Annotated in this window: 12 protein-coding genes and 1 tRNA gene; 1 reads left to right on the forward strand and 12 read right to left on the reverse strand. The window is 64.4% G+C overall.

Translation table 11 applies throughout. From position 1 onward, the window contains the following. The 12 genes from ACXJL8_RS21525 to ACXJL8_RS21580 form a co-directional block, all read right to left on the reverse strand. A partial coding sequence (locus ACXJL8_RS21525) for a tetratricopeptide repeat protein (protein ID WP_456685542.1) occupies positions 1 to 624 on the reverse strand: 624 nt, incomplete at its 3' end. Continuing rightward, positions 614 to 793: a hypothetical protein gene (locus ACXJL8_RS21530; RefSeq protein WP_456622735.1), complete on the reverse strand. Its 180-nt coding sequence runs from the start codon at positions 791 to 793 to the stop codon at positions 614 to 616. The genes ACXJL8_RS21525 and ACXJL8_RS21530, both read right to left, overlap by 11 nt. A gap of 400 nt (positions 794 to 1,193) precedes the next feature. Beyond that, positions 1,194 to 1,287, reverse strand: a tRNA-Ser gene (locus ACXJL8_RS21535). Between the two features lie 148 nt (positions 1,288 to 1,435). After that, positions 1,436 to 1,669: a hypothetical protein gene (locus tag ACXJL8_RS21540; RefSeq protein ID WP_456685543.1), complete on the reverse strand. Its 234-nt coding sequence runs from the start codon at positions 1,667 to 1,669 to the stop codon at positions 1,436 to 1,438. Between the two features lie 90 nt (positions 1,670 to 1,759). Beyond that, positions 1,760 to 2,026: a hypothetical protein gene (locus ACXJL8_RS21545; RefSeq protein ID WP_456622734.1), complete on the reverse strand. Its 267-nt coding sequence runs from the start codon at positions 2,024 to 2,026 to the stop codon at positions 1,760 to 1,762. A gap of 1,540 nt (positions 2,027 to 3,566) precedes the next feature. Then, on the reverse strand, positions 3,567 to 5,045 hold the full coding sequence (gene gatB, locus ACXJL8_RS21550; protein ID WP_456622733.1) for an Asp-tRNA(Asn)/Glu-tRNA(Gln) amidotransferase subunit GatB: 1,479 nt from the start codon (positions 5,043 to 5,045) through the stop codon (positions 3,567 to 3,569). Beyond that, a complete protein-coding gene (locus ACXJL8_RS21555; RefSeq protein ID WP_456622732.1) occupies positions 5,042 to 5,332 on the reverse strand; it encodes a hypothetical protein in 291 nt (96 codons plus the stop codon). The genes gatB and ACXJL8_RS21555 overlap by 4 nt, the downstream gene beginning before the upstream one ends. Positions 5,333 to 5,334: 2 nt before the next feature. Beyond that, positions 5,335 to 6,810, reverse strand: coding sequence for an Asp-tRNA(Asn)/Glu-tRNA(Gln) amidotransferase subunit GatA (gatA, locus tag ACXJL8_RS21560; protein ID WP_456622731.1), 1,476 nt, complete (start codon positions 6,808 to 6,810; stop codon positions 5,335 to 5,337). Continuing rightward, on the reverse strand, positions 6,807 to 7,019 hold the full coding sequence (locus ACXJL8_RS21565; protein WP_027547180.1) for a hypothetical protein: 213 nt from the start codon (positions 7,017 to 7,019) through the stop codon (positions 6,807 to 6,809). The genes gatA and ACXJL8_RS21565 overlap by 4 nt, the downstream gene beginning before the upstream one ends. A gap of 18 nt (positions 7,020 to 7,037) precedes the next feature. After that, the gene (gene gatC, locus ACXJL8_RS21570) at positions 7,038 to 7,325 is read right to left on the reverse strand and encodes an Asp-tRNA(Asn)/Glu-tRNA(Gln) amidotransferase subunit GatC (protein ID WP_247983795.1); all 288 of its coding nucleotides are present in this window, start codon (positions 7,323 to 7,325) and stop codon (positions 7,038 to 7,040) included. Positions 7,326 to 7,503: 178 nt separating this feature from the next. Further along, entirely contained in the window at positions 7,504 to 8,580 is a 1,077-nt protein-coding gene (locus ACXJL8_RS21575; RefSeq protein WP_456622730.1) for an NAD(P)H-dependent flavin oxidoreductase, read from the reverse strand. A gap of 106 nt (positions 8,581 to 8,686) precedes the next feature. After that, positions 8,687 to 9,712: an NAD(P)H-dependent flavin oxidoreductase gene (locus ACXJL8_RS21580; protein WP_456685544.1), complete on the reverse strand. Its 1,026-nt coding sequence runs from the start codon at positions 9,710 to 9,712 to the stop codon at positions 8,687 to 8,689. Between the two features lie 95 nt (positions 9,713 to 9,807). Here ACXJL8_RS21580 and ACXJL8_RS21585 point away from each other — a divergent pair, with 95 nt between their 5' ends. Next, positions 9,808 to 10,698 (forward strand): LysR substrate-binding domain-containing protein, encoded by an 891-nt coding sequence (locus ACXJL8_RS21585; RefSeq protein WP_456622728.1) that lies wholly within the window; start codon positions 9,808 to 9,810, stop codon positions 10,696 to 10,698. The last annotated feature ends 137 nt before the right edge of the window (positions 10,699 to 10,835 follow it).

The raw sequence follows: 10,835 nt of genomic DNA on the forward strand, positions 1-10,835 counted from the left end.
ATCGGGCTTGATCGACAGCGCCTTGTCGTAGGTCGCAAATGCGTCGTCATAGCGCTTGAGATTGCGGAAAACATTCCCTCGGCCAAGCCACGCGAGCTCCAGATCAGGCTTGATCGACAACGCCTTGTCGTAAGCAACGAGGGCGTCCTCGTAACGCTTGAGCTTTTCAAGGCAATTGCCCTTGCTCGCATACGCGTCGGCAAAGTTCGGATTGTAGGCTATGGCCTTGTCGAACTGATCGATCGCTTCCGAATAGCTTCGCGCAAACTCGGCAAGGATCGAACCTCTGTTGTGGTATGAAAGTGGATTGCGCGGATTGACCGCCAATGCGCGGGTAAAATACGTCAGCGCCTCTTGAGGGCGATTGAGGGCTTTGAGCGCATATCCATAATTGCTGAGCGCTTCGTCATTGCTTCCGTTCAGGGCTACCGCCGCTCTGAGATGAACCTCAGCCTCCGAAAACCGGCCTTGCACCAGCTTCACCACACCCAGGAGATGCTCGACTTCGAATATGTTCCTGGACGCTTTGGCGATTTGCTGCAGGATGCGTTCCGCCTTGACCAGATCCTTGGCGTAAAAGGCCTCGACAGCACGTCGAAACTTGGCCTGCAGTTCATTCGCCAAACCCGTTCCTCCCTGAGATCATCTCGTCGATCATAACAACCGGTTCGGCGAAGGCATAGGGACCGGTCCCGCCTCGCGGCAAGCGTCTGCAATCAATCCGGCCGATGTAGAAGCGGACCAGCGCGGCATTGCGGCGGCGATGCGATCGCTTGTCGTCGAAGCCAGGCATGCAGTCGCGGCGCGGCCGAACTGCTGATCAACGACAGACACGACGCAACGATATCGCCCGGCCTGCGATCGCCACATCCGTGGTGAAGGACGTCCGCCGCGGACGGGCATCGGCTCCGACCGGTGCAAGGCGGGCTGCAGTTCCGCGAGCGCCCTCGCCCCGCAAGCACCGGACGCGCCCTGATCCTTGCGGCAAAGGCGCGTTCCGGACAGTCGTTGGCTGCGGCCTGGCTTCCCCACGGGGCCTTGCGCCCCGCAGCCCCGACGCGACACGTTATTATTCATCGGCGGGATTTTGAGACTGATCGGGAACGCACATGCGCGAGATCGGGCAGAGGCATCGGCAGACGCGCACCAGGCGCGCGCAAAGCCCAACAAAATCAATCTCTTAACTGGCTGCTTGGCGGAGACGGAGGGATTCGAACCCTCGATAGGCCTTTACAAGCCTATAACGGTTTAGCAAACCGCCGCCTTCAGCCACTCGGCCACGTCTCCAATATGGGGGGTATGCCCGACCCGGCGGCGTGCCGCAAGCGGCAGAATTGAGGTCGGTGCGTTCTTTCACCTGAAAGCCGCCATCGGCCGGGCTACGCAAGCCTGGCGAAAGCAGCTGCGCTTCGAGAGCAGCCGATTCGCGCTCTCATTACATATGCGACATATGCGCGCCTGCATCCAGCGGCAGGGCCATCAGATCCGCCCATGCGAGGGCAAAATCAGCATCGCCTCGCCCGCCCGGACGTTGAACCAGACGCCGGACCTGCGCCAGGAGGCCCGTCTTGTGCAGCCGCCAGGGTTCCAGATCGCATTCGTCGGGCGCGATCTGAATCGGCAGCCATTGTCTATTCTTGGGCCATTCCTGTCGGAGCGCTCGTGCCACGCGGCCGCGTCGGCGGCACCATGAGCGAGCTCGATTTCAGCGCAACCAGGGCCTACCCGTGACAACACAGGCCTCGGTGCGCTGCTCCATTCAGTGCATGGAGACCCACGCCCTCGCCTCGCGCTGCGCGGCCGAGATTTCGGCGTCCGACATCTGCCCGGCAACCTCCTGGCGCAGCGCCACGGCATCCTTGCGGCCCTTCAGCGCGGCGAGGTTGAACCATTTGTGCGCGGCGACGAGATCGACGAGGCCGGCGCGGCCGCTCGCCCAATAGATCCCGCGCTCGAACAGCACGTCCGACAGCGCGCTTGCGTCGATCGGCGTGGCCGTCTCCAGATCGAAAGTACCCTGAAACATAACGCATCCCCTTTTTCTTATGCCGCCTCGTCCCCCGAGCGCGGCTCCCGTCCAAAGAACTGTTCAACTCACCCCATGCCGTTTGCCGGCTTGTTGGAGGCGATGATGGCGGGCAAATTTGAATGGCAGTTTAAGTATCGCGATGAAGGGGACGTAAACGCGAGAGCGCGGCGCGCGTGCAGCGAATTGAAAAAACCCCGGATTGACGGGCACTTCCGCGATTCGTCAGATTCGGTTTACCCTGCGATTTTCGGACACCGCTAACCATCGCGTGCGGTGGCGGATGCGCTCTAGGGTTTCGGCGCCGCTCGCTGTCGTCACCCGCGACCCGGCTACGCCAAGGCTTCGCCGGGGCATGCCGGTGTTGGAACGCCGAAGCTTCAGCAAGGGCGGCAGGCGGGTGACCCGGTATTCCGGAGACGGCAATCATCCCACGAGACGCCGCGGCGTACTGGATCGCCCGGTCGGAGCCGGGCGATGACACCGCGAATGGGAAAGCGACGCCGCGCGTCAGGCAAGCACAACGCGCCCCTTGTCTGCTCCAGGGCAGAACGACCACGGCAGCGCGGTCTCGATCAGATCAGCAATGTCGGGAAAGGAAATGCCGGCAATACCCCGGCCTCAGGGAACGAGGGCGTCGGCGAACACGTCAGGACCAGATTCCACGTTGGCCCGAAGGCCGTCTGTGAAATTGCGGAGCCCCGTGAAGGAGACCCGCACCGAACGAAGAAAACTTGTTTCTTCTGCCGGACCGCAAAGTGGAGCGACCCGACCGTTGACCTGATGTCTCGCCGACACCCTCTATCGTCGACCAGAACCTTCTAGGAGGCGCTGATGACGAGCCGGCTCTCTAGGAGCCGGCAACTTCAGAAGTCGAAGTTACTTCTTCTTCTTCGCGACCTTGCGGGTCTTCTTCGCAGTCTTCTTCACTGCGCTCTTCGCCTTCTTCGCCTTCTTCGCTTTCTTGGCCATGTTGCCCTCCGATGTGTGAGATGGCTTTAATCGCTGCGTGCACTCGGGGATCGAGATGCACACTCATCCCGAATACACCAACACGACGAAAAAAACAGCTTCTCGCTTAAAGAAGTGTTGACGCAGCAAACCGCGTGCGCTTGGCGCGCTCGATGCAAGTGCACTGTGCGAGGTGCACCAGCGATCGCAGAGACTGCCCGCAGCATCGGCGTCTGCGTAAGCTGCGACTGCAAGAAAACACTATGCAGCAAGTATTTTTCCGCACACGCGCACTGCGCGTGATCGATGCGGCGATGCGTGTCGCCAATCGCGCGACCACGTCGAAAGGGCGTTTCGCGGACTCTGAGTCGCGGATTTTGGCAACGAAAATATTTTCATGATTAACGGCGCGGACGCTCGTCGGAGCGTGTGCAAGCCGCCGTTTTGCGCGAATCGCGTGACGGCGATTCGGTCGCCGCATCGCAGGTCGTCGGGAGGAAGTTTGCCGCCGATGACGCGTGAGAGCGTCGCATCGCGAACCGACAGCGAGGTGAGKAGAGTGTCCGTCACCTCGTCCGAACGCGTGACGTCAGATGCCGAGCTTGGACTTGAGCAGCTCGTTGACCGCTTGCGGGTTGGCCTTGCCGCCCGACGACTTCATAACCTGGCCGACGAACCAGCCGAGCGACTGCGGCTTGTCCTTGACCTGCGCGGCCTTGTCGGGATTGGCCGCGATGATGTCGTCGACCACCTTCTCGATCGCCGTGAGATCGGTGACCTGCTTCATGCCGCGGCTTTCGACCAGCGCGCGGGGATCGCCGCCCTCCTGCCAGACGATCTCGAACAGATCCTTGGCGATCTTGCCGGAGATCGTGCCCTCGCCGATCAGGTCGACGATCGCGGCCAGTTGCTCGGCGCTGACGGGAGAGCCCGTAATATCCCTGCCCTCCTTGTTGAGGCGGCCGAACAGCTCGTTGATCACCCAGTTCGCCGCCATCTTGCCGTCGCGCGCGCGATTGCCGAGCTTGTCCAGCACGGTCTCGTAGAACACCGCGCTCTCGCGCTCGGCGACCAGCACGCTCGCATCATAGGCAGACAGGCCGAAGTCGGCGACGAAGCGCGTCTTCTTCTGGTCCGGCAGCTCGGGCAGCTTCGCCTTCAGCTCGTCGACGAACTCCCGGCTGAACTCCAGCGGCAACAGATCCGGATCGGGGAAGTAGCGGTAGTCGTGCGCCTCTTCCTTGGACCGCAGCGAGCGCGTCTCGCCCTTGTTGGGGTCGTAGAGGCGTGTCTCCTGGTCGATCGACCCGCCATCCTCGAGGATCTCGATCTGGCGGCGCGCCTCGTACTCGATCGCCTGCCCGATGAAGGTGATCGAGTTCATGTTCTTGATCTCGCAGCGGGTGCCGAGCGGCGCGCCGGGCTTGCGCACGGAGACGTTCACATCTGCGCGCAGACTGCCCTTCTCCATGTCGCCGTCGCAGGTGCCGAGATAGCGCAGGATCGAGCGCAGCTTGGTCACATAGGCCTTGGCCTGCTCGGCATCGCGGATGTCCGGTTTCGAGACAATCTCCATCAGCGGCACGCCGCAGCGGTTGAGGTCGACACAGGACATGTTCGGCGACTGGTCGTGCAGCAATTTGGCCGCATCCTGCTCCAGATGCAGCCGCTCGATGCCGATCGTCGCGGTCTTGCCGCCGTCCAGTTCGACCACGACCTCGCCCTCGCCGACGATCGGCGACTTGTACTGGCTGATCTGGTAGCCCTGCGGCGAGTCGGCATAGAAATAGTTCTTGCGGTCGAACACCGAGCGCAGGTTGATCTGCGCGTTGAGGCCGAGGCCCGTCCTGACAGCCTGCCTGACGCATTCCTCGTTGATGACAGGCAGCATGCCCGGCATTGCGGCATCGACCAGCGACACGTGGCTGTTCGGTTCGCCGCCGAACGCGGTGGAGGCGCCCGAGAACAGTTTTGAGTTCGACGTCACCTGGGCATGGATCTCCATGCCGATGACCATCTCCCAATCGCCGGTGGCGCCCTTGAGAAGCTTGTGCGTGGCCGTGCTCATGTCTTGCTCCCGAGCAGCGTGGCAGCGATCCGCTCCCACTCCGCCTGCAATGAATCCTGTGCCGTCGGCTGGCCGGCCTGGCGGTACCAATAGCCGGCATTGCCGAGGTCGCCTTCGACGCGGTGCAGATAGGCGTGCACCCAGGCCGCATCGCGGCTGCTGTCGTCCTGGACGATCCTGTGCGCCTGGTCCCAATCGCCCTTGGCGGCCCACCAGAGGCCCGCAAGCGGCGCGCTGAGATCCGGCGCAGGCGCTGCGCCGTCGAGGCTGGCGATGTACGCCGCCATCCTCACCACCACCTCGCGGGCGTGTAGCGGCCGGCGGCCTGCTCGATCACCTCGCCGAGCGAGAACAGCGTCTCCTCGTCGAACGGACGGCCGATCAGCTGCAAGCCGAGCGGCAGGCCCTGCGCATCCTTGCCGGCGGGCACCGCGATGCCGGGCAGGCCCGCCATGTTCACGGTGACCGTGAAGATGTCGTTGAGATACATCTCGACGGGGTCGGCGCCGCCCTTCTCGCCGATGCCGAAGGCGGCGGACGGCGTCGCGGGGGTGAGGATCGCGTCGACGCCCTTGGCGAAGCAATCCTCAAAATCCTTCTTGATCAGCGTGCGCACCTTCTGGGCGCGCAGATAATAGGCGTCGTAATAGCCGGCGGAGAGCACGTAAGTGCCGATCATGACGCGCCGCTTCACCTCGGCGCCAAAGCCTTCGGCGCGGGTGTTCTCATACAGCTCGATGATGTTCCTGCCCTGCTCGCGCAGGCCGTAGCGCACGCCGTCATAGCGCGCGAGGTTGGAGGAGGCCTCCGCCGGCGCCACGATGTAATAGGCCGGCAACGCGTACTTGGTGTGCGGCAGCGACACCTCGACAAGCTCCGCGCCGGCCGCCTTCAGCCAGGCCGCGCCCGCTTCCCAAAGTTTTTCGATCTCGGCCGGCATGCCGTCGAGACGATACTCCTTGGGAATGCCGATCTTCATGCCCTTCACCGACTTGCCGATCGCGGCCTCGTAGTCGGGCACGGCGATGTCGACCGAGGTCGTATCCTTCGGGTCGTGCCCGGCCATCGAGCGCAGCAGCATCGCGGCATCGCGCGTGCTGCGCGCGATCGGACCTGCCTGATCCAGCGACGAGGCAAAGGCGACGATGCCCCAGCGCGAACAGCGGCCATAGGTCGGCTTGATGCCGACGGTCGCGGTGAACGCGGCCGGCTGGCGGATCGAGCCGCCGGTGTCGGTCGCGGTCGCACCCATGCAGAGCAAAGCTGCCACGGCGGACGCCGAGCCGCCGGACGAGCCGCCCGGCACCAGCGTCGTGTTGCTTCCGTCGCGCCGCCAGGGATTGCCGACCGGGCCGAAGCAGGAGGTCTCGTTCGACGAGCCCATCGCGAACTCGTCATTGTTGAGCTTGCCGAGCATCACCGCGCCGTCGCGCCAGAGCTGCGAAGTCACGGTGGACTCATAGGTCGGCACGAAATTGCCGAGGATTTTCGAGCACGCCGTGGTGCGCACGCCCTTGGTCGCGAACAGGTCCTTGATGCCGAGCGGGATGCCGGCGAGCGGGCCCGCGTCGCCCTTGGCGATCTTGCCGTCCGCCTCGCGCGCCATATCGCGCGCGCGATCCGGCGTCTCCATGACGAAGGCATTGAGCACGCGTGCGGCTTCGATCGCGGAAAGATGCGCGTCGGTCAGCTCGAGCGACGTGAAAGTCTTGGCCGCGAGACCCTTGCGGGCCTCGGCGAGCGTCAGCGATGTCAAATCGGTCATTTATTGATCGGGCTGCAGAAGAACGGAGACAGGGTTTTGTCGTTGGCCGGGTCGTCTTTTTTGGCGGCTGCTTTCGCAGCGGCCTCGATCTCGTCGAGCACGGCATTGACGGCGACGTTGGGGTCGGCAGCCTTGCCCTGCCGCTCCATCTTGTCGAGATAGTTCATGTAGGCCTGATAGGCCTTCTCATCGTCGCATAGCAGGCACATCGGACTTGGTCCTAAGAATTACTCGACCACCTTGGGCACAAGAAAGAAATGGCCTTCGGTCGCGGGCGCGTTGGCAACGATATCGTCGGCGATCTCGCCGTCATTGACCACGTCCTGACGCTTCTTCATCTGCATCGGGGTGACCGACGTCATCGGCTCCACGCCCTCGACATTGACCTCCGAGAGCTGCTCGACAAAGGCGAGCATGGCGTTGAGCTCGCCCTGCAGATGCGGAACCTCGTCGTCGGAAACCGCAATGCGCGCCAAATGCGCGATGCGGCGGACGGTAGCGGCGTCAACGGACATTATATAAGGCCTCACACGGCAAAACCTATCCGCCGTATAGCAGAGGCCGCTTTTGCGCCGCAACCGGGGCTAGCGCATGATCCGGAAAAGTGTGAAGCGGTTTTCCGAAAAGATCATGCGCAAACAAGAACCTAAAGCGCGATAAGGGCTTCACCCGAAGCCTTTCGCGCTTTAGGGCCTAGCCCGCTAGTCCCTTCATGCGGGCCAGCGCCGATTTGGCCAGATCCCGGGTCAATTCCGCCGCCGGGACCTCGCGGCCCATGGCAACGGCTTGGCCGGCCCAGAGATTGGTGAAATCCACCCTGCCCTGTTTCTCGGCAGCCGCCTTCAGCGGGCCCAGCGCGGTCGCCGCATGGGGGAATGGCGGCGCATCCGGCGAGATCGGGCCGGCCTCGCGCATCAGGCGGTTCTGCACGCCACGCGCCGGCCGGCCGGTCATGACGTTGGTGATCACCGTGGAATCGTCCCGCGCCTCGGCCAGGGCCTTGCGGCCGCCGGCGCTGACCTTGGATTCCGGACAGCGCAGATAGGCACTGCCGATCTGCACGCCGGCCGCGCCCAGCGCGAAGGCCGCCGCGATGCCGCGGCCATCCGCGATACCGCCAGCCGCAATCACCGGTACCTTCACCGCGTCGGCCACCTGCGGCACCAGCGCGAAGGTGCCGGGCTGCTCGGCAATCTTGTCGGTGAGGAACATGCCGCGATGGCCGCCGGCCTCGGCGCCTTGCGCAATGACGGCATCGGCGCCGCGCTGTTCGAGCCAGACTGCTTCCTTCACCGTCGTCGCCGAGGAAATGACCAGGCAGCCCGCCGCCTTGACCCGCTTCAGCAGCGCGTCCTCCGGCAGGCCGAAATGAAAGCTGACGACTTCCGGCTTCAGCTCCTCGACGACCTCGCAGAAGGCCGCATCGAACGGCGCGCGGTTCGCCGCGGCGATCGGCGCCGCCGGATCCAGACCGTGCTCGGTGTAGTAGGTCGTCAGCCGCTGCTTCCAGCGCGCTTCGGCCTCGGTCGTGAGCGCGACCGGCGTGTGGCAGAAGAAGTTCATGTTGACCGGCGCCTTCACCCGCTGGCGGATGATGTTGACCTGCTCGCGCGCCTTTTCCGGCGACAGCATCGCGCTCGGGAGCGAGCCAAGCCCGCCACCTTCCGCCACGGCAATCACGAGCTCCGCATCCATCACGCCGGCCATCGGCGCCAGCACGATCGGGAATTCGGTCTTGAAGAGATCGATCAGTCGACGGTCAGGCCACATGGTTCTTGCCTCATGTTCGCTCTTCCCTCTCCCCTTGCGGGAGAGGGTGGATTGCCGCGATAGCGGCGAGACGGGTGAGAGGTTCGCATCCGCGGAGACAGACCCCTCATCCGGCGCGGATTGCATCCGCGCCACCTTCTCCCACAAGGGGAGAAGGAAAAGAAGAAACCGAGTTGCTCCGCCCAGCGATCAACTGCTCCGCCTCAACCGCAATCCGCCCGACGATCTCGGCCGCCRGTGGAATATCATGGATCAGGCCGACCGCCTCGCCCGCGATCACGGCGGCGACGTCGAAATTGCCGGCCGCTTTCGCAGCCACATAGTCGGCCGCGACTGCGGCGACATTCTGCATCAGCTCGACCTCGCGGCCGATCCAGCGCCTGGCGTGGTCGTTGATCAGACACCTTCCCGTGAACGGCGCCGGCCAGACATTGTTGCGGGAGAGATCGAAGATGATGCCGCGCACGGTCGAGCCGCTGCTTGCCGCGCAGATGCGCCGCTTGGCTTCCTCCGCACCGTCGGCCTCCTGGCTTGCGTAGAAGCGCGTGCCGAGCAGCACGCCGCTTGCGCCGAGCATCATCATGGCCGCGAGCCCGCGCCCATCGGCAATGCCGCCGGCCGCTACCACTGGCACACGGCCCGCCGCAAGATCGACGATCGCCGGCACGAGATCGATGGTGGTGCGCGAGGCGCCGTGACCGCCCGCCTCGGTCCCCTGTGCGATCAGAACATCGGCGCCGGCATCGAGCGCCTGTCGCGCCATTGTTTCGTCCTGCACCTGGCAGATCAGGCGGCTACCTGTGGACTTGATCCTGGGCGCGAAGGGTGCGGGATCGCCGAACGACAACATGATCGCGGATGGCTCGGCGGCGAGCGCGATGTCGAGCAGCTCGGGCTGCCTGGCGAGGCTCCAGGTGATGAAGCCGATCCCGAACGGCGCCTTCATGCCGGCGAGCTTCGCTGTCTCCTGCTCCAGCCAGACCCTCTCGCCATAACCGCCACCCAAAATGCCGAAGCCGCCGGCGCGGCTCACCGCCGTCACGAGCCGGCTGCCCGCGACAACATCCATAGGAGCCAGCAGGATCGGATGCTTGATCCCGAGGAGYTGGGTCAGCGGCGTGGTGATCGGCATGGCTCCTCCACTGTGGACACCGACATTAGGCGGGAATAGCATTCTCGAAAATTGAATTATAGCGAACGCTGCCATCACAAAAGCGAAACGAGGCCATGGAACTCAGCGACATCCAGACCTTTGCCGCGGTCGCGCGCACCGGCGGCATCACCCGCGCCGCCGAAGAGCTCAATACGGTGCAATCCAACGTCACCCAGCGCGTGAAGGCGTTGGAAGCGGAGATCGGCACGCCGCTGTTCGAACGCCACAGCCGCGGCATGACGCTGACCGGCGCCGGCAAGAGGCTTCTACCTTATGCGCAGCGGATGACCGCATTGTCGCGCGAGGCCGTGCTCGCCGCGCGCGACGATGGCGAGCCGAAGGGGCCGCTCGCGATCGGCTCGATGGAGACCACCGCGGCCGTCCGGTTGCCGCCGCTGCTCGCCGATTTCCACCGCCGCTTCCCCGCCGTGCGCCTCTCCTTGCGCACCGCAACCACCGCCGACCTCGTCGCGGGCGTGCTCGAAGGCACGTTCGACGGCGCCTTCGTCGCAGGTCCGATCGCGCATGACGACCTCACCGCGACAAGTGCGTTCCGCGAGGAGCTGGTGCTGGTCAGCGCGCGGCGCTGGACCTCGCTCGCCGAGCTGCGCGCCGGCACGCCGGAATCCGGCCCGACCGCGCTGGTGTTCCGCACCGGCTGCACCTACCGCCAACGTCTCGAGCAGATCTTCGTCGAGTTCGGCTGGCCCTCCGCGACACGCTTCGAGCTCGGCACGCTCGACGGCATGATCGGCTGCGTCGCCGCCGACATGGGCGTGACGCTATTGCCGCGCGCCGTGGTCGAACGCAGCGCGATGAACGGCAGCGTGTCGATGCACACGCTGAATCCGGTCCATGCCCGCGTCGAGACGCTCTTCATCCAGCGCCGCGCCGGACATCAATACAGCGCGCTCAGCGGTTTCATCACCTGCCTGAAGCAGGACGACGACGTCATCGCGGCCTGACGTGCGACGGCGCGTTCCACCGCGCGAAATTCGTCACAATTCCATCGCGTTTGAATCTGAATTCAGTGCGTAGCCCGGATCGAGCGCAGCGCAATCCGGGATCTTCGTGCTGACGATGCAGCGGTCCCGGATTGCGC

Source organism: Bradyrhizobium sp. P5_C11_2, from assembly GCF_054049755.1.

What these genes read in the sequence shown, in the direction of transcription:
- gatB (WP_456622733.1), bottom strand. Translation starts at nt 5,045, where the DNA reads ATGAGCACGGCCACGCACAAGCTTCTCAAGGGCGCCACCGGCGATTGG.
- ACXJL8_RS21530 (WP_456622735.1), bottom strand. Translation starts at nt 793, where the DNA reads ATGCCTGGCTTCGACGACAAGCGATCGCATCGCCGCCGCAATGCCGCG.
- ACXJL8_RS21585 (WP_456622728.1), top strand. Translation starts at nt 9,808, where the DNA reads ATGGAACTCAGCGACATCCAGACCTTTGCCGCGGTCGCGCGCACCGGC.
- gatA (WP_456622731.1), bottom strand. Translation starts at nt 6,810, where the DNA reads ATGACCGATTTGACATCGCTGACGCTCGCCGAGGCCCGCAAGGGTCTC.
- ACXJL8_RS21575 (WP_456622730.1), bottom strand. Translation starts at nt 8,580, where the DNA reads ATGTGGCCTGACCGTCGACTGATCGATCTCTTCAAGACCGAATTCCCG.
- ACXJL8_RS21555 (WP_456622732.1), bottom strand. Translation starts at nt 5,332, where the DNA reads ATGGCGGCGTACATCGCCAGCCTCGACGGCGCAGCGCCTGCGCCGGAT.
- ACXJL8_RS21545 (WP_456622734.1), bottom strand. Translation starts at nt 2,026, where the DNA reads ATGTTTCAGGGTACTTTCGATCTGGAGACGGCCACGCCGATCGACGCA.
- gatC (WP_247983795.1), bottom strand. Translation starts at nt 7,325, where the DNA reads ATGTCCGTTGACGCCGCTACCGTCCGCCGCATCGCGCATTTGGCGCGC.
- ACXJL8_RS21565 (WP_027547180.1), bottom strand. Translation starts at nt 7,019, where the DNA reads ATGTGCCTGCTATGCGACGATGAGAAGGCCTATCAGGCCTACATGAAC.